The organism is Campylobacter sp. CFSAN093229, assembly GCF_011068225.1.
GTDB lineage: Bacteria > Campylobacterota > Campylobacteria > Campylobacterales > Campylobacteraceae > Campylobacter_D > Campylobacter_D jejuni.
Window position 1 is genome coordinate 1 of the sequence record NZ_JAAMXB010000009.1, and the last position, 21795, is coordinate 21795.

General features: G+C 29.3%; 25 protein-coding genes, 1 tRNA gene and 2 pseudogenes. 4 read left to right on the forward strand and 24 right to left on the reverse strand.

From position 1 onward, the window contains the following. The first annotated feature begins 231 nt into the window (after positions 1–231). Positions 232–763: pseudogene (locus tag FBE93_RS08480) on the forward strand (alkaline phosphatase PhoX). 684 nt (positions 764–1447) lie between these two features. On the opposite strand, the gene FBE93_RS05525 reads toward FBE93_RS08480, so the two are convergent. The 21 genes and pseudogenes from FBE93_RS05525 to mqnP form a co-directional block, all read right to left on the reverse strand. After that, entirely contained in the window at positions 1448–3163 is a 1716-nt protein-coding gene (locus FBE93_RS05525; RefSeq protein ID WP_165434251.1) for a GMC family oxidoreductase, read from the reverse strand. 56 nt (positions 3164–3219) lie between these two features. Further along, positions 3220–3531: pseudogene (locus tag FBE93_RS08350) on the reverse strand (gluconate 2-dehydrogenase subunit 3 family protein); the annotation flags it as partial. Between the two features lie 597 nt (positions 3532–4128). After that, on the reverse strand, positions 4129–5067 hold the full coding sequence (trxB, locus tag FBE93_RS05535; protein ID WP_002933325.1) for a thioredoxin-disulfide reductase: 939 nt from the start codon (positions 5065–5067) through the stop codon (positions 4129–4131). 133 nt (positions 5068–5200) lie between these two features. Continuing rightward, positions 5201–5515, reverse strand: coding sequence for a thioredoxin (gene trxA, locus FBE93_RS05540; protein WP_002778629.1), 315 nt, complete (start codon positions 5513–5515; stop codon positions 5201–5203). Positions 5516–5571: 56 nt separating this feature from the next. Beyond that, positions 5572–5910, reverse strand: a complete 339-nt coding sequence (locus tag FBE93_RS05545; protein ID WP_002933326.1) for a YraN family protein — start codon at positions 5908–5910, stop codon at positions 5572–5574. Further along, complete coding sequence (locus tag FBE93_RS05550; protein WP_002933327.1) at positions 5910–7157, reverse strand: homoserine dehydrogenase; 1248 nt, start codon at positions 7155–7157, stop codon at positions 5910–5912. Before FBE93_RS05550 ends, FBE93_RS05545 begins: the two co-directional genes overlap by 1 nt. A gap of 3 nt (positions 7158–7160) precedes the next feature. After that, entirely contained in the window at positions 7161–8363 is a 1203-nt protein-coding gene (locus FBE93_RS05555) for an LL-diaminopimelate aminotransferase (protein WP_165434252.1), read from the reverse strand. Between the two features lie 10 nt (positions 8364–8373). Next, a complete protein-coding gene (locus FBE93_RS05560) occupies positions 8374–9180 on the reverse strand; it encodes a hypothetical protein (protein ID WP_002933333.1) in 807 nt (268 codons plus the stop codon). After that, the gene (locus FBE93_RS05565; protein WP_002933334.1) at positions 9174–10112 is read right to left on the reverse strand and encodes a hypothetical protein; all 939 of its coding nucleotides are present in this window, start codon (positions 10110–10112) and stop codon (positions 9174–9176) included. Before FBE93_RS05565 ends, FBE93_RS05560 begins: the two co-directional genes overlap by 7 nt. Further along, complete coding sequence (gene rlmB, locus FBE93_RS05570) at positions 10105–10788, reverse strand: 23S rRNA (guanosine(2251)-2'-O)-methyltransferase RlmB (protein WP_002933337.1); 684 nt, start codon at positions 10786–10788, stop codon at positions 10105–10107. Before rlmB ends, FBE93_RS05565 begins: the two co-directional genes overlap by 8 nt. 13 nt (positions 10789–10801) lie before the next feature. Continuing rightward, the gene (gene rsmI / locus FBE93_RS05575) at positions 10802–11626 is read right to left on the reverse strand and encodes a 16S rRNA (cytidine(1402)-2'-O)-methyltransferase (protein ID WP_002933338.1); all 825 of its coding nucleotides are present in this window, start codon (positions 11624–11626) and stop codon (positions 10802–10804) included. Positions 11627–11628: 2 nt separating this feature from the next. Then, positions 11629–11829, reverse strand: coding sequence for a 50S ribosomal protein L31 (gene rpmE / locus FBE93_RS05580; RefSeq protein WP_002851603.1), 201 nt, complete (start codon positions 11827–11829; stop codon positions 11629–11631). 78 nt (positions 11830–11907) lie between these two features. Then, positions 11908–12564, reverse strand: coding sequence for a 16S rRNA (uracil(1498)-N(3))-methyltransferase (locus FBE93_RS05585; RefSeq protein WP_002851903.1), 657 nt, complete (start codon positions 12562–12564; stop codon positions 11908–11910). Position 12565: 1 nt separating this feature from the next. Then, positions 12566–12973: a membrane protein gene (locus tag FBE93_RS05590; protein WP_002851635.1), complete on the reverse strand. Its 408-nt coding sequence runs from the start codon at positions 12971–12973 to the stop codon at positions 12566–12568. Then, on the reverse strand, positions 12973–13398 hold the full coding sequence (locus tag FBE93_RS05595; protein ID WP_002933342.1) for a cytochrome c: 426 nt from the start codon (positions 13396–13398) through the stop codon (positions 12973–12975). The genes FBE93_RS05590 and FBE93_RS05595 overlap by 1 nt, the downstream gene beginning before the upstream one ends. Beyond that, positions 13398–13979 (reverse strand): 6-carboxytetrahydropterin synthase, encoded by a 582-nt coding sequence (locus tag FBE93_RS05600; RefSeq protein WP_002851757.1) that lies wholly within the window; start codon positions 13977–13979, stop codon positions 13398–13400. Before FBE93_RS05600 ends, FBE93_RS05595 begins: the two co-directional genes overlap by 1 nt. Then, positions 13976–14719, reverse strand: coding sequence for a 7-carboxy-7-deazaguanine synthase QueE (locus tag FBE93_RS05605; RefSeq protein ID WP_002857378.1), 744 nt, complete (start codon positions 14717–14719; stop codon positions 13976–13978). The genes FBE93_RS05600 and FBE93_RS05605 overlap by 4 nt, the downstream gene beginning before the upstream one ends. A gap of 2 nt (positions 14720–14721) precedes the next feature. Beyond that, positions 14722–15684: a GTP 3',8-cyclase MoaA gene (moaA, locus tag FBE93_RS05610; protein ID WP_002933344.1), complete on the reverse strand. Its 963-nt coding sequence runs from the start codon at positions 15682–15684 to the stop codon at positions 14722–14724. Between the two features lie 12 nt (positions 15685–15696). Beyond that, positions 15697–16212, reverse strand: a complete 516-nt coding sequence (locus FBE93_RS05615) for a hypothetical protein (protein WP_002851715.1) — start codon at positions 16210–16212, stop codon at positions 15697–15699. Then, the gene (locus tag FBE93_RS05620; protein ID WP_002933345.1) at positions 16209–16706 is read right to left on the reverse strand and encodes a hypothetical protein; all 498 of its coding nucleotides are present in this window, start codon (positions 16704–16706) and stop codon (positions 16209–16211) included. The genes FBE93_RS05615 and FBE93_RS05620 overlap by 4 nt, the downstream gene beginning before the upstream one ends. Next, on the reverse strand, positions 16697–17581 hold the full coding sequence (mqnP, locus tag FBE93_RS05625; RefSeq protein ID WP_002933346.1) for a menaquinone biosynthesis prenyltransferase MqnP: 885 nt from the start codon (positions 17579–17581) through the stop codon (positions 16697–16699). The genes FBE93_RS05620 and mqnP overlap by 10 nt, the downstream gene beginning before the upstream one ends. A 70-nt stretch (positions 17582–17651) precedes the next feature. Here mqnP and miaA point away from each other — a divergent pair, with 70 nt between their 5' ends. After that, the gene (miaA, locus tag FBE93_RS05630; protein ID WP_002933348.1) at positions 17652–18521 is read left to right on the forward strand and encodes a tRNA (adenosine(37)-N6)-dimethylallyltransferase MiaA; all 870 of its coding nucleotides are present in this window, start codon (positions 17652–17654) and stop codon (positions 18519–18521) included. On the opposite strand, the gene FBE93_RS05635 is transcribed toward miaA, so the two are convergent. Continuing rightward, positions 18507–19070 carry a manganese efflux pump MntP family protein gene (locus tag FBE93_RS05635; protein WP_002933350.1) on the reverse strand — a complete coding sequence of 188 codons (564 nt, stop codon included), beginning with the start codon at positions 19068–19070 and terminating at the stop codon, positions 18507–18509. The two genes, miaA and FBE93_RS05635, sit on opposite strands and share 15 nt — an antisense overlap. 147 nt (positions 19071–19217) lie before the next feature. Between FBE93_RS05635 and FBE93_RS05640 the strand changes: the two genes are divergently transcribed. Next, positions 19218–19292: transfer RNA gene (locus FBE93_RS05640), tRNA-Glu, on the forward strand. A 135-nt stretch (positions 19293–19427) separates the two neighbouring features. Here the strand turns inward: FBE93_RS05640 and FBE93_RS05645 are convergent. Further along, positions 19428–19610 (reverse strand): hypothetical protein, encoded by a 183-nt coding sequence (locus tag FBE93_RS05645; RefSeq protein WP_002851904.1) that lies wholly within the window; start codon positions 19608–19610, stop codon positions 19428–19430. Positions 19611–19878: 268 nt separating this feature from the next. Here FBE93_RS05645 and sodB point away from each other — a divergent pair, with 268 nt between their 5' ends. After that, positions 19879–20541, forward strand: coding sequence for a superoxide dismutase [Fe] (gene sodB / locus FBE93_RS05650; RefSeq protein WP_002851662.1), 663 nt, complete (start codon positions 19879–19881; stop codon positions 20539–20541). Between the two features lie 27 nt (positions 20542–20568). On the opposite strand, the gene FBE93_RS05655 is transcribed toward sodB, so the two are convergent. After that, complete coding sequence (locus tag FBE93_RS05655) at positions 20569–21774, reverse strand: saccharopine dehydrogenase family protein (protein WP_165434253.1); 1206 nt, start codon at positions 21772–21774, stop codon at positions 20569–20571. Positions 21775–21795: the final 21 nt, after the last annotated feature.

Below are 21795 nucleotides of genomic sequence, written 5' to 3' on the forward strand. Positions count from 1 at the left end.
AGAAGAAGAGGTTTTAATTAATCATTTATACCTAGTGAAAAACTAGGTATAAATTTTTTCTTCAATTTAAATTTTTCATCAAAGTTTCTAAAAAGTTTCCAAATATTTTTATACTTCCATTGTTTTAAATTTCAATATGGGGTAAAAACAAATGGAAAGAAGATTGTTTTTAAAAGGTTCAGCTTTAGGTTCTATGGTGGCTTTTTTGCAAGTTCAAATTTAAGTGCTGCTATGCTTAAGGATAAGGATTTGCTAGGTTTTAAAGCTGTTAGTGTAAGCACACAAGATAAAGTTATAGTACCACAAGGTTATGAAGCAAAGGTTTTAATTTCTTGGGGTGATCCACTTTTTAGTAAAGCAAAACCTTATGATGAAAATAAAATCATCGACATGAATGCAGTTAAAAATGCTCATTTGGTTTTTGGAGATGACAATGATGGTATGAGTTTTTTCCACTTTCAAAAAACAGAGGAATTTTAGCCGTTAATAATGAATATATAAATCCTGAAATCATGTTTAATCATCATGGTAAAAATTTAAGCAAAGAAGATATTTTATATGAGCAAGCCAGTGTGGGTGTGAGTATCTTAGAAATCGAAAAAAAGGTGATGATTGGACTGTGGTTTTAGACTCTAAGTATAACCGCAGAATCGATGCAAACACTAAAATGCAAGTAAGTGGAGCAGCTAAAAAAGAAGTTTTAAAAAATGAAAAATTTATTCATGGAACTTTTTCAAATTATGCAAATGGACAAATATCTTAGGGAGCTTATATCACCTATGAAGAAAATTTTGACGATTTTTTGAAGTTTAGATGAAAATTTAGAATTTTGATGAAATATTTGATTTAGCTAAAAATATCGACGAAATCAATCTTTTTAATATAAAAATATGCTTTAAAAGAACTTCTTTAGGGTGTTTAAACATGTAAATATAGGAATTATCGTAAAAAAGACGGGTTTATATGGGTGAATGACGTGTTATTTTTAAATTTATTAGTAAACACAAATATAAAAAATGTGCTAATATAGCAAAATTATTAGATGAAAGCATTTTGTATATAGGACAGTTTAATGGTAAAGTGGGAGATTTTAAAAGATAGGGAAAATGGATAGCAAGCCATAAACAAAAGTGATTCTAAAGAAGTATTTGCAACACTAACAAATAATAAAAATCGCCAAGAACCTAATGTAGCAAATCCAAAAACAGAGGAAATCAGACGCTTTTTAACAGGGTTTATTGCTTGTGAATTAACAGGGATTGCTTTTAGTGAGGATTATACTACAATGTTTGTAGGTATACAACACCCAAGAGAAGGTTTAAAAGGTAGTGTTTTTCCTTATGGAAAAACAACCAAGATCTGGTGTGATGATGATAAGAAAACTTGATGGTGGAGTGATAGGAAGCTAATAAATTCCAAGCTTAAGGCTTGGAATTTAATTATTGCATTAGCAATTACCAGTTTTTAAATATTTTATAATAGCTTCGCTAGCACGATAGGCTAAAGCATTTAAGGTTAAGGTAGGGTTGTAGCCTGGATTATGTGGAAAATTTCCTGCACCTACGACAAAAAGATTATTAACATCCCAATGTTGTAAATAAGGATTAACTACACTTGTGTTTTTATCTGTACCCATTATAGTTCCGCCAGCAATATGGGTAGAAGTATACCAACCATTTGAAACTACTCCATAATCTCCTAATTTTGGCGAAGTGTAAATATTTTGCGCTCCCATTTCTTGCATGATGCTTTTTAGTTTTGGAAGCATAAAATTATAAAGATTTTTATCTTGCTTGGTAAAATTATAGGTTACGCGGATAAGTGGTAGTCCATAAGCATCTTTATAAGTTGGATCAAGGGATAAATAATTACCTATATAAGGAATAGATGCACCCTGAGCTCCAATATAAGTAAATTGAGTATAATTATAAATAGAAGCTTTTTTAAATTCGGCTCCCCATGAAGGTGTACTCGGTTTAATTGGATTTGATGCTATAGGTCTTGCTCCATTTTGAGAAATTCTAAAGCTTGCTCCATGAATAAAATCAAGTTTGGAATGATCGAAATTATCCCCATTAAAATCATCTATCCAATTGCAAAGTGTCCCAGCTCCAAGATAAGAATTAAATGGATCTTTGAAAAAACCATTAACACTAGGTGTGATTTGATAACTATAATTTTTTCCTAAAGTTCCTTTGCCTGTTTTTGGATTATAAATTTCGCCTATATTAGAAACCATTAAAAGTTTAGCATTGTTGAAAACATAAGAGCCTAGCATAACCACTTCTGCAGGTTGTATGAATTCTTCCAAAGTTAAAGTATTAACAAATCGTACTCCTGTAGCCTTACCATCTTTATGCAAAATTTCTAACACATTAGCATAAGTTTTAATATCTAAATTTTTTGTTGCTAAAGCTGAAGGTATAGTTGTTACTATAGGAGAAGCTTTTGCACCATATTCACAACCAAAATGCTCACAAAAAGCACAATATTGACATGCTCTCAAGCTTTGTTTATCAGGATTTGTATAAGTTTGAGATGAGTTTGAAGCAGGAACCATGCAAGGATGATATCCAAGTTTTTTGGTTGCTTCATCAAATTTTTTTAACATAGTTGTTTTTTCTAAAGGAGGATTAGGATAAGGATTGCTTCTTTTTCCTGAGAAAGGACTTTTATCTTCTCCAGAAACTCCCATCATTTTTTCAGCTTTGTCGTAGTAAGGTTCCATTTCATCATAGTTTACATCCCAATCTTGAATAGTGTATTCTTTAGAAACTTTATTTTTGCCATATTTTTCTTCTGTTAAAGATTTTATTTGAAAGTCATAAGGTAGAAAACGATAACTCATACCATTCCAATGAACTCCTGCTCCACCAACATTATTACCGACATCAAAAGCATAATTTTTTCTCATTGGTAAAGCAATTTCATTATCATTATTCCTAACACATATACTTTCTTTACTTAAATCTTGTTTCATTGCAGCATTATTTACATATTTATACTCATCATGCGCACCCAAAAAATCCGAAGTATCTTGATGTCCACCCCTTTCTAAGGCGACAACTTTAATCCCTGCTTTAGCACATTCATTTGCAACAATAGAAGAACTCCAACCTAAACCTATAACAACAACATCTGTTTTTTTAAGTATTTTTGCCATTTATATTCCTTTAATGTGACATATCAGCCAAAGAAATAGGCTCTATCACTTCAAATTTATCTCCATCTAAAACTTGAGCCGTAAGTCATTTGAGCGCCTGGGAATTTTTTCATGCGCCAAGCTTGCATATTTGCATTGCCGCCATAAATTGGATCAGCATAAACTCCTGCTATAGTCATGCTTCTTAATTCTGTAAAAAAATCGCTTGCTTTTATCTTATCTCCAAAAGAAACCTTTGTTTTATCTTGTTCAAAAGCTCTTAAGACTTCATCTTTTTGTTTCGCATTAAGTTCTATAAAGCTTTTTTTATAACGAAGTTTTGATTCTTCATCTAAAGCATTTACCCCCATTTTAAAAAGTTCGGCTCTAGTTAAAGGATATTTTGATAACCTTGATTTTTCTTTCCTTGTATAAAAGGTCCAAAGCGATAATCTTTTGCTCCACTTCCGTAATTTCCTGCAAGTTCATTATCTATAAAAATAGCTACACCTAATTTTTTAGCACCTGGTCCTAAATCATCTTCGGGAAAAATTTTTTCTACTGCTTCACTCAGAATATCAAGTTGTGCAGAATTATTAAAAAAATTCTAGCACGATAATTTTGAGTAGAATTCAAATTGTTTTGATTGTGCGTATGAGCAAAACCACACTTGGTGCGCTAGCACCTACTAAAGCAAACAAAGATGAGGCTTTAAGAAAATTTCTGTGACTTTGTTTTTTGTCCATGTTTATTCCTTCCTTATTTTTTTAACATAAATAAGTTATAGTTTTTAATATAAAAAATATATTGATTTAAAAAAATAATATTTTTATATTTTTTTAAATGTGTAATTATGTAACAAAATTAAGTATAATTTAAATTATACTTAATAATATTTATAAAACGTTATGAAAAATATTTTATATTTTTAAGGAGTATTGATATAAAGATTTAGGCTAGGAATTCTAGCCTATAATAAGAAAAAATCAATGCAAGCTTTCTATATAAGCCATAGCACTTAATGCAGCTACAGCTCCATCACCTGCAGCACAAATCACTTGCTTAGGTGCATCTTTTCTAAGATCTCCTGCGGCAAAAAGTCCAGCAACACTAGTTTGCATTTTAAGATCAACACTTACTTGCCCACCTTCTTCCATATTGCATAAAAACTTACCATCGTCTTGTTTTAAAATTTCATTTCTTACATTAAGACCAACAAAAGTAAAAATTCCTGGAACATTTAAATCTCTAATATTACCATCTTTTAATTTTACTTTTACACCAGTAACACCCATTTTATCACCATATACTTCATCTACACTTGCACTAGTAATGAGTTCTATTTTTTCATTTTTCTTAACTTTTTCTACTGTAGATGGAGCTGCTCTAAACTCATCTCTGCGGTGGATAAGATAAACCTTAGAACAAATATTTGCTAGATACAAAGCTTCTTCTAAAGCCGTATCTCCACCACCTAAAACTGCAACTTCTTTATTTTTATAAAAAAATCCATCACAAGTTGCACAAGTGCTTACACCTTTTCCAAAAAATTCATCTTCGCCTTTAAAACCTGCTCTTTTTGGAGCTGAACCTGTACAAACTATCACAGCTTTAGTAAGTTCTGTTTTACCACCTTCTAATTTGATGGTAAAACTTCCATCACTATTTTTTAAAATTTGTTCTACTCCAACCATTTCATGTTTTAAACCAAAACGCATACATTGTTCATTCCAAGGAGTCATAAAAGAAATTCCATCCATAACTTGGGCTACACCTGGATAATTTTCTATTTCAGAACTTGAGGTAATTTGTCCGCCAGGCATACCTTTTTCAAACATTACTACATTCTTAAGACCACCTCTAGTTGCATAAAGTCCGGCACTAAGTCCAGCAGGACCTCCACCTATGATTGCTACATCTAACATTTACATTTCCTTTATATTGAATTTTATTATTAATAATGATATAAAAATTATTCTTAATAGTAGTTAATAAAAATTATTATTTAGTATAAATTTGAAATTTTTGAGAAGAAGGCTAGTTATACTAGCCTTTAGTTTATAGTAAAGAGTTTAGTTTATCGCTAATTGCTTGTTTAGATTGTGCGCCAACTAGTTGATCTACAACTTCACCATTTTTAAAGAAAATAAGTGTAGGAATAGAGCGAACACCAAATTCAGCTGCTAAATCACCTTGTTCATCTGTATTTACTTTGCAAATTTTAGCTTTACCGTCAAAGTCATTTGCAAGTTCATCAATAACTGGAGCAAGCATTCTACAAGGTCCGCACCATGGAGCCCAAAAATCAACTAAAGCTACACCTTCTTTTGCTTGAGCAAAATTATCGCTTGTTAATTCAATATATTTTCCCATAATTTTTCCTTTCTTTAATTTTTGTCTAATTGTATTTTATTTTTTTAAATATCAGCTTAAAAACTTATATTTTCGCAAAATTGTATTACATCATTTTTAATGCAAATCAGATCAATCTGAAAATCCGATAAAATTCCATTTTTAAGATGATAAAATTCTATAGTTTTTAAAATTTTTTCAAGTTTTTTTCTATCCAAACGCTCGGAAACTTCATAATTATTTTGAGTAAATTTAACCTCTATAAAATGTAAAATTTCATCTTTTTTGGCTATTATATCGATTTCTCCAAATTTAGAATGGAAATTTCTTTTTAAAATTTCAAAGCCCTGTTTTTTTAAAAATTTACAAGCCTTATCTTCACCTAAAATTCCATCTAAATAAGCTTTTACACCCATTATTCTATACGCATCATAAAAGGCTTGGTTTTTATAAAATCTTGTTTGCGTAAAATTTCAAGCAAATTTTGTATGCTTTTTTCATAAGTTAAATGTGTAGTAAAAAACAAAGTGCTGTAATTTTCATCATTTTTTTTAGGTTTTTGTAAAAAACTATCGATAGAAATATTATTTTCACTCATCAATTGTGTGATTTTAGATAAAATTCCTATTTTATCTTCAACTTTCACCCTTAAATAATACTTGGTATAAATTTCATCTTTGCTTAAAAGCTCGTATTCTAAAGTATTCACAAAACCAAGCATTGGTGATTTTACCTGATCTCTTGCTATATCCATAAGATCTGAAATCACAGCACTTGCAGTGGCTTCTCCTCCTGCTCCTGCTCCATAATACAAACTTTCACCTAATAAATCTCCATTAATGCTTATAGCATTCATCACTCCATCAACTTTTGCAAGCATTTTTTCTTTATCTATTATAGTAGGATGCACTCTTAATTCTACTTTATTTTCACGCACCTTAGCTATACCTAAAAGTTTTATGGTAAATTCAAACTCATTAGCAAAATACATATCTTCAGGCGCAATTTCGCTAATACCCTCGATCAAGATATCTTCAGGTTTAGCTTTAAGATTATAAGCGATACTTGATAAAACAAGCAGTTTATGTGCTGCATCTTGCCCTTCTATGTCAAAAGTTGGATCAGCTTCTGCATAACCTAAATTTTGAGCTATTTGTAAGGCTTGTTTAAAACTCATATTTTTTTGACTCATAGAACTTAAAATATAATTACTCGTACCATTTAAAATCCCTTTTATAGCCAAAATATTATTTGCACTTAAACCTTCTTTTAAAACCTTGATAATAGGAATTCCTCCAGCCACACTTGCTTCATAACCAAAAGCTAAATTTTTAGCTAAATTTTCAAGTTCATAACGATGATAAGCAAGCATAGCTTTATTTGCAGTAACAACAGCTTTTTTCTTTTTTAAAATTTCACTCACTATTTTAAAAGCTTCATCCACCCCACCCATTAATTCTACAAAAACATCTACATCAGCATTTAAAATTTCTTCAACACTATGAGTAATTGGAATTAAAGCATTTTTTTTAGGACTTCTAGCAAGAGCGATCACAGGAGTTATGCTTTGCCCACATCTTGCACGAATAAGTTTATCGTTTTCTAAAAGAAATTTAACTACAGCACTTCCAACAGTGCCATAACCAAGAATCGCTACTTTCATAACTTACTCTTTTAAATATTTTTTGATATTACGTGCAGCTTGGCGTATGCGATTTTCATTTTCAATTAAAGCAATTCTTACATACTCATCACCTGCTTTGCCAAAACCTACCCCAGGACTTACTGCAACACTAGCACGCTGTAAAAGTTGCTTTGAAAATTCTAAACTTTTTAAATGTCTTTTGCTTTCAGGGAGTTTTGCCCAAACAAACATACTTGCTCTTGGTTTTTGAAGTTTCCAGCCTGCATTTTCAAAAGCTTCAAGTAAAATGTGCATTCTTTTATCATAAGTTGCACGGATTTCATCCACACAAGTTTGATCTCCATCTAAAGCTATGGTAGCTGCTACTTGAATAGGTGTATACATACCATAATCAAACCAAGATTTTATTTTTTTAAGCGCACTGACTAAGCGTTTATTTCCTACTACAAAACCTACACGCCAGCCTGCCATATTGTAAGATTTTGAAAGAGTGTAAGTTTCTACCGCTACATCTTTTGCGCCTTCAATTTCCAAAATAGAAGGAGTTCTATAGTCATCATAAGTTAAATCTGCATAAGCAATATCTGAAATAATATAAAATCTTTCTTTTTTTGCCATTGTTATTAATCTTTCATAAAAACTTTTCTCACAAGTTACTGTTGTTGGATTATGTGGGAAATTAACAACGACATATTTTGGACGCGGGATGCTTTCATTTAAAGTTTTATGTAAATTTTTAAAAAATTGATTTTCATCAAGTTCAAATTTTTCATTATAAGCTAAAGGCATTTTTGCTACATTTCCACCTGCTATAATAAAAGCTTGAGTATGTATAGGATAAGCAGGAGTAGGTACTATAGCGACATCTCCAGGATTTATAATCGCTCTTGCAAGATTTACAAAACCTTCTTTTGAACCCATAGTAGCTACAACTTCATTTTCAGGATCTAGATTAACATTATATTTTCTTTTATACCAATTACAAATTGCTAAGCGAAGTTTATAAATCCCCATGGATGTAGAATATCCCGAGGTTTTATCCTTGTTAGCACTTTCGCAAAGTTTATCTATAATGTGTTGTGGAGTTTTACCATCGGGATTTCCCATTGAAAAGTCGATGATATCCTCTCCAGCACGTCTTGCTGCCATTTTTATCGCATTTACTTCTGCGAAAACATAATTTGGAAGTCTTTCTATGGTATTAAAACGGATTTCATCAAACATTTTTAATCCTTTATTTTTTAAGTGTGATTTTTAAACCCCTGCGTATATTATCTAAACTATACATATCGCTTATAATAGCATATATAGCACCATTTGGAATAAGTTCTGAAAAATGATTATTTTTATTTTCGCTTTTTACCGCTTTAATTAGATTTAGATTTTTATCTAAAAAGAAGATTTTAGGAAACCAATTGTCTAAATCATTTGCATCAATAATCAAATTTGTAGCATTTTTTAAATCAAGCACATAGTCTTTAAGGGGCTTTTCTAATGATTTTGGAGTATTTAAATTAACATTTGTATTGGTTTTTAATGCAGCATTGGAAAAATTTAAATCATATTCATAGTCATATGCCCCAATACGCTTAATATTATCTATATAGACAGAATTTTCTTTTAAGAGATTGTAAAGCGTTCCAGGATCTAAAACATATTGAGATTCTACTTGTATAGTATAATCAATATTTCCCTCTCTTAAAATCAAATCTATAGGGATAAAATATATATATCCAGCATCCGTTAAAACATCGGATAAAATTTTAAAAAACATAACTTCATCAGCTTTTGCTTTAAAATTTAGTCTTAGACTTTGAGGATTTGATAGTGTTAGGGCAATTAAAGAATTGGTTTTTAATATTTGAGATATTTTTGCAATATCACAATTTCCATTATTATCTATGTAAGAATTATTTGAAAATAATAATTCTAGTTGAGAATTTTTACTAGGATTGTTTACTAAATTTTTTGCTAATTCAAGACTTGATATTGCAAAAGATATATTAACCCAAAGAGTAAGAATAATAATTTGTTTTACCATTCTTTACCTTTATTTAATTTTATAAATTCAGCAGCTGAAATACTTATAATTTTTCCATCTTTGATTAAAAAACGTTTTGAATTCCCTGCAGGAAATTTTTGTTCTTTATTTTCTTGATCAAACATTGTTAAAGCTGCAGCTCCAGTTAAAACCAGTTGATCTTTATCTAAAGAAATATTAAAATCTTTTTCTTTAACAAAGCTTGTTTTTTTAAGGCTTTTTAAATCTATCAAACCTATCCAAATCTTGGTAGAGGTTTTAAAATGTGCTTCTTTTAAAGAATCAGTTTTTGGTGTATTTGTATCTTCTTGGATTTGGGTATTTTTTTCTTCATCGAGTAGGGTTGTGTTATTTTCACTGATATTGTTTTCTATGCTTATGTTTTTATCATTTTCTTGCAATGAGACGTTTTGGCTTGGTAAAACGCTCTCTGTTTGATTTGTTTCTTGTGCTTTATTGTTGTCTATAACAACAACATTGTTTTCACCTAAAGATTTTAAATTTTCTTGTGCTTGTCCTATTATATCTATAACTGTTGCACTAGTATTATTTTGTTCATCTTTGAAAAAAGTTTTAAGTGTATCAAAATAATAAATTCCACTTCCTATAATCACTAAAATAATAAAAGTAACCAAAAAAGGCCAATTAGAAGAGGTTTTTGGGCTATAAGCATCTAGTTTAGGGGTTATCATTTTTGATTTTGTTTGTGGAGTAGGATTGTTTTCGTTAAGATAAGCTTCATACTCTTCGTTAAAATCACTAAAGTCAAGTTCATATTCTCTGCTCAAAATTTTAACAAAACCTTTAACATTAAAACGACTTAAAACAGTAAAATTCTTTTCTACTAAAGCTTCAAGAAAATCAAGTTCAATTTGCGTTTTTGCTGCAACTTCTTTTAAATTTAATTCTTGTATTTTTTTCCAATTAAGCATTTAACATCCTATCACAAAGTATTGCAAAAGCAGCGCTGACATTAAGACTATCAAAATTATTTTTCATCGCAATGCCCACGCATTCATCGCATTTTTTTACAATTTTAGAGCTTAAACCAAAACCCTCGCTACCCAAAACTAAAACTTTTTTACCTTTGCTTATTTTTACACTGTGAATTTCTTTTCCTGAGCCATCGCTCGCATAAAAATAAAAACCTACTTGTTTTAGTTCATTTATTACACTTAAAGCATCGTTACTTATCACAATAGGTAAATCAAGAGCCGCTCCGCTGCTTGTGCGAATTACTCCTTCCATGGCTAATTTTTCACCAATAAAAATTAAAGCCCCAACCCCTAAAGCATAAGCTGTACGTGTGATAGCCCCTATATTTCCTACATCACTAATTCCATAAAGCATAACAATAAAATCATTTTTTTTGATCTCATTTAAATTTGCAAAAGAACTTTCTTTAATATCTAGCAAAAAACCTTGATGATTTCCACCTTTCGCATAAGCTTGAGCAGTTTTAAAATCAAGTTTTTTGATTTTAAAACCTGATTTTGCGATTTTGGAAAAAGTAATTTTATCACATTCTTTTGCTAAATAAAGCTCATTGATACAGTCTTTATGATATTCTAAAATATAAAAAAATATTTGCTTCCCATAAACTATCATATTAAAATTTTACCTAATCTTGACTTAAAAGCAGTTTTTGATAAATTTCTTTTGCATTTTTTCCATTGATCTTTGATAATAATTTTGCTTTTGCTTTTAAAGACAGCTCTAAATCCATAATATCTTTTTCACAAAGAGTATTTTGCAAAAAATTTTGCTCTTTTGATTGCAGTACTACAACCCATTCACCGTTTAAATTAGACTTTTTTAAAATTTCAAAAAGCTCTTTAGCATTGCCTTTAAATTTTTTTTCAAATTTTTTACTAATTTCTTTAATCAAAAAAATTTCTCTTTGGCTGTCTAGAATCATAATTTGTTCTACTAAAGATAAAATACGTTTGGGGGATTCGTAAATAATACTTGGATAAGGAAAGTTTAAAATTTTTTCTATATCTTTTTGTCTTTCTTTGCCTTTATTTGCTAAAAAACCAATAAAGATAAATTCTTTTTGACAAAATGCCGAGCTTACAAGAGCAACTAAGGCTGCATTTGCACCTGGTAAAATTTCATAGGCGATATTATTTTCTTGTGCAAATTCTACCAAAGCCTTGCCAGGATCACTAATTCCTGGCATTCCTGCATCGCTTAAATAAGCTACATTTTTTTCAAATATCTTTAAATCAATACTTGCTAAAACTTCTTTTTCATTATGGGAGTGTAAGGCTATAAATTTAGAAATATGTATATCAGTGTGAAATTTGGTATTTAATAACGAAATCAAAGACCTACTTACTCTTGTATCTTCGCAAAACACAAGATCGCAAGTCTTTAAAAGTTCTAAGGCTCTAAAAGAAATATCGCTTAAATTTCCTATGGGAGTAGGAATAAAATAAAGCATAATTATTGCATTGCGTATTTTTTCTTAAATTTCTCTACACGACCTGCAGCATCTACAATTTTTTCACTGCCTGTAAAAAAAGGATGGCAATTTGAACAAATATCTACTCTTAATTCTGCTTTGTTTGACTTTGTTGTAAAAGTATTTCCACAAGCACAACTTACTTTGCATTCTACATATTCTGGGTGAATTTCTTTTTTCATTAGTTTTCCTTAAAAATTAAAACAATAAGCCGTGATTATAAATTATTTAACATAAAAAAGAGATTAATTTAAGAAAAGTTAAAGCAAAATTTTTGAAGCTATAGCTATAATAGCTGTTTGACTTTTTAGAATATTAGAGCTTTTAAGAGAGATTTTCCGGTTAAACAATAATCTCTCATCATTGTTAAATCCACCTTCAGGACCTATAAAATATAATTCTTTTTCATCGAAATGACTTTGTTGTTCTCCTTGAAAATCAACCATAATTGCATTTGGAAATTTTTGAACAAATTCTTGAGTGCTTTGGTGGATAATTAAATCCATTTTAGTATTTCTACCGCATTGTTCACAAGAAGAAATAATGATTTTTTCAAATCTTTCTAAATCGATTTTAAAATTTCTTTGTGAAAAATTTGTAAAAACCAAATGTAACTTTTTTACTCCAAGTTCATTTAAGAAAGGTAGAGTTTTTTCTAAAATTTTAATATCTATAATGGCTAAGGCTAAGTTTAATTCACTTTGTTTTATATTTTGTGATTTTTTGTTTAAAAATTTTAAAGTGCAAGAATTTCTTGTTAAATTTGTGATTGTATAGTTGTAAAGAAAATTATCTTGTAAATTTCTAAGATTTAGCTCCGAATTTTCCTTTACTCTTCTTACTTTTAAATGATTAAAGTTTTCTCCTTGAAGTTGTATAAACTCTTCTCCAGCTTGCTTGTTGTACAAAAATTGCATTTTATAGATATCTTTCTATTAAAAAAGGCAAAAACAATAAAAAAATTTCAAAAGGTAAAATCAAACAACTAATCCATCTAAAAGTGGCATATTTTCTAAATCTTCTTGCTTTTTTAAAACAAACAAAGTGAAAAATTGCTAAGGCAAAAATTAAGATCCAAGAAAAAATCATTACCCAGATATTGACATTCATTTGAAATTGTTTCATTGCTGATAACAAGCAACCTGTAAAAATAATCAAAGCTAAAAATAAATAATAAATTGGTAAAAATAATCGTATTCTGCGAATAAAAATGAATTCGGTTTTAAAATTTCCTTGTGTTAGTATAAGATAAAAAAGCATTAAAAAACCGCTCGCATAAAGACTATAAAGATGTAAAGCTAAAAAGAATTCGTAACTTTGATCCATTATTTTCCTTTGTTTATAAAATCAGCTAAATTTTGAATTTGTTCATCGCTTAAAAAACTATGGTTTTTATCTTTTATCATTTTTATTTTTTGTATAAAAATTTTATTGCCTAAGGTTTTAATGGCCGTGCTGTTTTTAGGTTTTAATTCCCCTTTTTCTCCATGACAAGTGGCGCATTTTTGTTTATATAAAGAGTTGATAATACTAGGATTGGCTTCATGTTCATCATCTGAACTTTGTGCTTCATCATCTACAGGTAAAGGTAGGTTGGAGTCACTTAATTCTGTTTTTTCATCGTTTTGTTCTATTTGGACTACTTCTTGATCTGTATTTTGAGTCTTGGAAATATTTTTTTCATCATTAGAACAGGCAGATAAAACTAATAAAAAAAAACTTAAGGCAATTAAAATTTTAGCTTTTTGCATTAAATCTCCTTTGGATTTATAAAAATTTCTTCATTTTTTAATTTGTTATAAAAATCTATATCATTCCATTCTACTTTAATGCCATTGGAAAATTCTATGTCTTGAAGTGAAATTTTTGGCATTAGTTCACTATAGGCATCTTCTCTAAAACCTTGTGCATAGCCTGTTCTTGTTTCATGAACAATGATGCTTTGTAAAGTCACTCCTTGTTCTCCATTTACCATTTTTGTTTGTTTTAATAAAGCATCTATAAGTATGAAAAATACACGACAAAAATTTTCAGCACTTACATTAACAGGCAGGCAAATCCAACGACTTGAATATTTTTTCATTTCTTCTAAATATTTTGCGTCATCATATTTAAAAAGAGTGATAGCATGATCAAAACTATCAATAATTTGGCGTATATAGGTTTTTAAAAGTCCAAAATCATAGACCATTCCAGCATTATCTAAATATTTGCTTTCAAGTAAAACTTCAACTTTGTAAGAATGTCCATGAATGCTACTTTTGCAACGCTTAGAAGAACAAAATCTAACAATGTGTGCATTTTCAAATTCAAATAATTTTCTTATAATCATACACCCTCTTTATCGTTCCAAAGACGAATATGAATTCTATCAGAATAATTATAACCATTCTTAATACAAAATTCAGCAATTTTTTGAGCATTTTTTTTAAGATTTTGCTCATTTTCACCCATAGGCATGCAAAAAATTTGATTTGGAGCTTCTTTTAGAATTTCATTGATTTCTAAAAATGAATTATCAAGGGTATTGGCATCTAAAACAAATTTATAAAAACTATCTTTTGCGTAATTTTTAAATGCTTTCAAAGCTTTAAAATTTAATCGTTTATCTTTTTTTATCCCACTATTTTGGAGTTTAACGCTTAAAGCAAAAATACATTCTTTGTAAAAAGGATATCTATCAAAATCAATTTCTATACTTCCATTGCTTTCAAAGTGTATTTCAAATTTATTTTTTAATAACATTTGGATAAATTTTATAAATTCAGGATTTTCATAATGGATTAATGGCTCTCCACCTGTGATAACAACTATAGGATTAAAGTCTTGTTTTAATTTTATCACTCTTTTTAAAAGTTCATTAGCATTTAAAGTTTCATAACTTTCTTTAAAATCTTTTGTGAAAACAGCTCTTATCGTGTCACATCCAATGAGAGTTTTATCGTTTTTTGATATTTTTACATTAAAACCTAAACAGTTGAAATTACAACCAGCAAAACGCATAAAAATAGCTAATTTTCCATTATATTTGCCTTCTCCTTGAATGCTTAAGAAACTTTCAACAAGTTGCAAAATTAACCTCCAGTTTGATAAAAAGCACGAGATGAGGTTTCATTATCAACAACACTCCATTTATTTTTTTCTGGTTTATTTCTTAATACTTCTTGTAATATTTCTACAGCGGCTTTAATATCACCTTTTCGAACCGCTTCTTTTATGCTTAATGCTTCATCAAAATAAAGGCAAGGTATTAACAAGCCTTCAGCACTTAAGCGTATGCGATTGCAAGAATCGCAAAATTCATGGCTATGAGGATCTATAATTCCAAATTCATAATCATCTGCCTTGTAAATACTCACAGGTGCTTTTTCATCTTTTTTTATAAGTTGAATTTGATATTTTTGACTCAAAATTTGTATAATTTCATCTCTTTTTAATCCTTGTAATTTACCATAAGCATGAGTATTTTCCATAAATTCTATAAAGCGAATTTGAGCTTTTTTTGATTTTGCAAATTCCAAAAGAGATATCAGTTCATCATCGTTTAAATTTTTAAGAGCTACAGTATTAAGTTTTACTTTCAAATCTAGATTTAAAGCTTCATCAATTCCAGATAAAACACTATCTAATACATCTTTTTGCGCAAGAGTTTTTGCTTTTTTGTGATCTAGGGTATCAAGTGAAATATTAAGTCGTTTAAGTCCAGCATTTTTTAGGTCTTTAGCAAAGTCTTTTAGTAAAAATCCATTTGTAGTTATAGCAAGGTCAATATCGCTTTTATAATCGCTAATTATTTTTATAAAAATACTTAAATCTTTTCTTAATAAAGGTTCTCCACCTGTTATACGGATTTTTTCAATTCCTTCGTCTATAGCTGCTTTAACAAATAAAAAAAGTTCTTCGAAGCTTAATAAATTTTCTTTTGGCTGATAATCGAAAGGAATTTTTGGCATACAATAAAGGCAGCGAAAGTTACATCTTTGTGTAACTGAAATTCTAAGATAATTTATCTTTCTACCGAATTGATCTATAAGCATTTATTTTCCATTCTATTTTATTAATTTCTTAAATTTTAAGACAAGTTCTACATTTCCAGTGCCAATGCGTAAATCTTTAGCGATTTGTTCTATGCTTTTTCCTTCTTTGAAAAGATTTTCTATTTTTTGTTCTTCTGTATCGTAATTTGGCGTAAGTTTAGCCATGCTTTGTGCTTTTTGTTCCAAATTTAAAAGACGATTTTGTTGTTCATTTTGAAAATCTTCTATGATATGTTCCATAGTTTTTAGTGTTCTTAAAACAGGAGTGATTTTTGAACTGATTTGTTTATCAAGTTCAATCATAATTTCTTCTTTTAAAAGAGAGGTTTTATAGTCTTCATCCTCTTCGCTATCATCTTTAACTCCTAATTCTTTACGAAAATAATGAAGTTCTTTGGTAATATCTTCTATCACATTTTGAAGTTTTGCTATTTTTGCATTATTTTCTCTTTCTTTGATATTCATATAGGCTAGCATTGCAATTAAAAGCACAATTATAAAAACTAAATAAAGTACATCATCACTCATTCTTGGCCTTTCTTATTTCTTATCATATTTCTTTGAATTTCAACAACAAAAGCATCAAAAGCCATTTTGTCTTCAGGCTTAATTTTGATAATTTTTGCCAATGTTTGACTTTGAGCTTTGATAAAAATAGCTATTTTTTGATTATTTAAATCAAATCTTAAATAATATTCTTTATCTTCTTCTAAAATAGTATCCAAAAAATTTAGATATTCAAAATTCAAAGATTCTACTACCCCTTTTTGCTTAAGTGGTATAAGTTCTTTATTTTTATCTAAAGAATTTTCAAGCCTTAAAATATCTTCTTTTAGGCTTAAAAGAAGATCAAAAATAATTTTTTCACCCTCATCAAAATCAATGCGTAAAGCAAGTTTTTTCCATTTTAAAATTTGAGAAATTGCTCCAAGTTTTAGGTATTCTCCAAGAAAACGGTTATTTTCTATTTCACAACATTCTAAATGAGCTTCAAATCCTGCTTTAAAAAGTGTTAATTCCATAATAAATCAATCCAAATAAAAATAAAAAAGATAATACTTAAATAACCATTTAGAGTAAAAAATGCTCTATCAATATGAGCAAAATTCTTGTGAACAATTTTATGTTCCAAGGCTAAAATAATACCGCTTATAATTACCCCAATAAGTGCTATTTTTCCAAGCGCTATACCCCAAACTTCCCACACAAAAAGAAGCCAAAATAATACCGCTAAAATATGGCAAAAAGCTGATATAAATAAAGTAGTCTTTGAACCAAATTTAGCAGGAATAGAGTGAAGTCCTATTTTTTTATCATACTCCATATCTTGTAAAGAATAAAGCAGATCAAACCCAGCTGTCCAAAAAGTTACACCTAAACATAAAATAACGCTATAAATGTGAATTTCACCCATAATAATAACACTTCCTGCAATAGGCGCAAGTCCTAAACAAAATCCCAAAACTAAATGCGCTAAAGAACTAAAGCGCTTAAAAGCTGAATAAATAGCCAATACAAAAAGCACAGGAAAAGACAAATAAAAGGCCAAGGTATTAATAAAATAAGAACATGATATAAAAATAAGTGCATTAATAATAATAAAAACCCATACACTTTTTCTACCTATTTTTCCACTGACATTAGGGCGATTTGCACAACGAGGATTATCCTTATCTATATCTTCATCCATTAAACGATTTGTAGCCATGGCAAAATTTCTTGCACTCACTGCACAAATAATACCTAAAATCAATGCCTTAAAACCAAACCAAGCAGTGTCATTTGCAAGTTTTGATGCTACAATCATAGAGGAAAATAAAAAAGGCAAAGCAAAAATAGAATGCTTAAATACTACAAGTTCTAAAATATCTTTAAATTTTATCCAGAATGTGTTCATTTTTCTACTTTAAAATATTTTTTGCTATGATTTTACTAAAATTTTTATAAATTTTAGGATAAATATTAAAATGTTTTTTGAAATAGCATTAATAGGAACAACCGCGAGTGGAAAAACATACATAGCCAATACTTTAGCAAGAGAATTTAATGCTGTTGTTTTAAGTCTTGATAGTCTTTGTGTTTATAAAGAGATTAATATAGCAAGCGCCAAGCCTTCACAAAATGATCTTGCGAGTATAAAATACTTTGGGGTGAATTTATTGAGTGTGAATGAACATTTTAATGTTGAGTTATTCATAAGAGAATATCAAAAAGCAAAAGAATTTGCTTTAGCTAGAAATTTACCTCTAATTATAGTAGGTGGAACTGGATTTTATTTAAAAACTATGATAGATGGTTTAAGTGAAAAAACCTTAGAGTCAAAGAGTTCTTTAAATAACGATGAAATTTATGCTCTTTTATTAAATATTGATCCAAACTATAAAATAGAAAAAAATGATACTTATAGATTAAAAAAATGGCTGGGTATTTATGAACAAACAAGAGAAATTCCTAGTGAATTTTTAAAAAGAACACAAAAAACCGGGGTGCTTAAAGATATAGAAATTTATGAGCTTGCGTGGGATAAAGAAATTTTAAAAAAACGTATTAAAACTAGAACAAAAGAAATGCTTGATAATGGACTTTTAGATGAAGCAAAAATTCTTTTTTCTAAATTTGATCATAAACTTAAAGCATTAAATTCTATAGGTTTGAAAGAGTGTAAAGAATATTTAGATGGAGAAATTTCCTTTAAAGAGCTTGAAAATTTAATCACGATACATACTACACAACTTGCCAAAAGACAAAGAACTTTTAATAAAAAATTTCAAAGTAAAGCCTTGGAATTTGATAAAGCTTTAGCTATTTTAAGAATGAAATTTTCAATCGAAAAATAAATGTTCTATTAGAATTTTTACTCCTAATATAATTAAAACCAATCCGCCTAAAAGTTCAGCTTTATTTTTAAGATAAATTCCAAATTTATTTCCTATTTTTAGAGCAATGATGCATAAAATGAAGGTGATAATACCTATTAAAAATATAGCTAATAATAAATTTACATTTAAAAATGCAAAACTTATGCCAACTGCTAACGCATCGATACTCGTAGCAATTGCTAAAGTTAGCATGGTTTTAAAGCCAAATTGATTGGCATTACTATCGCAATTTTCATTTTCCAATGACTCTTTGATCATTTTTAATCCTATTAAAGAAAGCAAAATAAAAGCTATCCAATGATCAATACTCGCTATAAAAGATGCAAAAGTTATGCCTATAAAATAACCAATAGTTGGCATCAAGGCTTGAAATCCACCAAAATAAATTCCAACAATAAGATAATGTTTTAAATGTAGTTTTTTAACACTAAAACCTTTGCATAGTGATACAGCAAAAGCATCCATTCCTAAAGCACAGGATAAAAAAATAAGACTATAAAAATCCATAATAAATCCTAAAATTTTATAAAAAATTGAAGATGAAATTATAATCAAACAAAGATAAAAATCACATAATTTTGATATATTTAATTAAATTTTAAGAAATAAATATATATAATTCAATTTCATTTTTATTTTTTACTCCTTAAAAGTGGCCCATTCGTCTAGCGGTTAGGACATCGCCCTTTCACGGCGGTAACACGAGTTCGAGTCTCGTATGGGTCACCACTTTTTAATTTTTCTTTTAAAATAACGATTTTTTCATTTTTTCTATTAAAATTTAATAAATATTAATAATTTATTTTGTAGAATACGAATAGCTTTTGATATAAGCCTATTATAGACTTATATCAAGGCTGGGCATTATTGAGCTGGTGTTTGCTCTTTTGTTTTTTTGTGAGTTTTAGCTTCATGTTTTTTATCAGCTTTAGCTTTTGAATGATGAGCTTTTGTATGTGTTTGATTCACATCGCTTGGAGTATTAGCTGCAAAAACATTAGCTGCGAAAGCACCTAGTAATGCTGAGATTAGTACAACTTTTTTCATATTTTCCTCCTTATGAATAATTTTTAGTTGCAAATTAATTGTAATTATTAAAAATCAACAAATAGATATTTTTTGTAAAAATATTTCAAAAAAATATAATTTTTTTATATATATTTAAATTATTATTAAAATATATTATAAATGTATCTTATTTTATTTAGGTTAAATAAATAGAAATTTTACCCACTAAGCTTTTAAGATATTTTTACTCTTTTTAATATTATTATGGTAATATTTTCAATATCAAACTAAAAATAAAGGAGAAATTATGTTTGAATTAAGAAAATTACCTTATGATACCAATGCTTTTGGTGATTTTTTGAGTGCTGAAACTTTTAGCTATCATCATGGAAAACATCACAATACTTATGTTACAAATCTAAATAATCTTATTAAAGATACTGAATTTGCAGGTAAAGATCTTGTAAGTATTATCAAAACTTCAAATGGGGGCGTATTTAATAACGCAGCTCAAGTTTATAATCATGATTTTTATTTTGATTGCATTAAGCCAAGTACAGGCTGTGGCTGTGGCGGTTCATGCCAAAGTATAGATGCTAATTTACAAGCGGCATTAGAAAAAGAATTTGGATCTTTGGAAAATTTCAAAGCTGAATTTATCAAAGGTGCTACAGGAGTTTTTGGTTCAGGATGGTTTTGGTTAGTTTATAATACTAAAAATCAAAAACTAGAATTTGTAGGTACTTCAAACGCAGCTACACCAATTACCGAAGATAAAGTTCCTTTACTTGTTGTAGATGTTTGGGAGCATGCTTATTATGTAGATCATCGTAATGCACGCCCTGCTTATTTAGAGAAATTCTATGCTCATATTAATTGGGAATTTGTTGCAAAAGCTTATGAATGGGCTTTAAAAGAAGGTATGGGATCAGTTAGCTTTTATGCGAATGAACTTCATCCTGTAAAATAATTTAAAGGCATCAAAACGATGCCTTTTTTACTCTCCTAAACTCGGAATCATTTCGATAATCTTCCAAGGAAGTCCTTGAGAATTTAGCTCTTCCATAAAAGGCTTAGCGTCAAATTCTTCCATATTAAATACACCTTTTCCTTGCCAAATTCCTTTAGCGATTAATTTTGTACCTATCATAGCAGGAACACCTGTAGTATAGCTCACAGCTTGTGCGCCAGTTTCTTTGTAACATTCTTCATGATTGCAAACATTATAAATATAAACTTGCTTGTCTTTTCCATCTTTTTTACCACGAATCACACAACCTATATTGGTATAACCTTTAGTGCGTGGCCCCAAACTCGCAGGATCAGGAAGCAAGGTTTTTAAAAATTCTATAGGAATGATTTCTTTTCCTTGGTGCATCACAGGTTTAATTCCTAGCATTCCAACATTTTCAAGGCATTTCATATGAGTTAAATAACTTTGTCCAAAGGTCATAAAAAAGCGTATTCTTTTTAAACCTTTGATATTTTTTACCAAGCTTTCAAGTTCTTCATGATAAAGCAAATAGCTATCTTTTACGCCTACTTCTGGATAATCCCACTCCATTTTTATTTCCATCGGCTGCGTTTCTATCCACTTGCCATTTTCCCAATAACGCCCTTTAGCAGAAACCTCACGCAGATTGATTTCAGGGTTAAAATTCGTCGCAAAAGCATAGCCATGATCACCTGCATTGCAATCTAAAATATCTATATAAGAAATTTCATCAAATAAATTTTGCTGTGCATAGGCACAAAAAACATTAGTTACACCAGGATCAAATCCACTTCCTAAAAGTCCTAAAATTTCTGCTTGTTTAAACTCATCATTTCTCGCCCATTGCTCTTTATATTCAAATTTAGCTAAATCAGGATGTTCATAATTTGCTGTATCTACATAATTAATCCCTGCTTTTATACAAGCATCCATTAAACTTAAATCTTGATAAGGCAAAGCAACATTGAGTAAAATTTGAGCCCCTGTTTTCTTGATGAGTTCTACAACTGCATTGCTATCATCAGCATCAATTTGTGCTGTTTCAATTTGAACCCCTAAACGCTCTTTGATAAAAGCAGCGATTTCATCACATTTGCTTTTTGTTCTACTAGCTAAAGTGATTTTACTAAAAGTATCAGAATTCATTGCGCATTTTACAGTAGCCACACGACTTACCCCGCCTGCGCCTATGATTAAAAGATTTTTCATGAAATTTGTCCTTAAAAGATT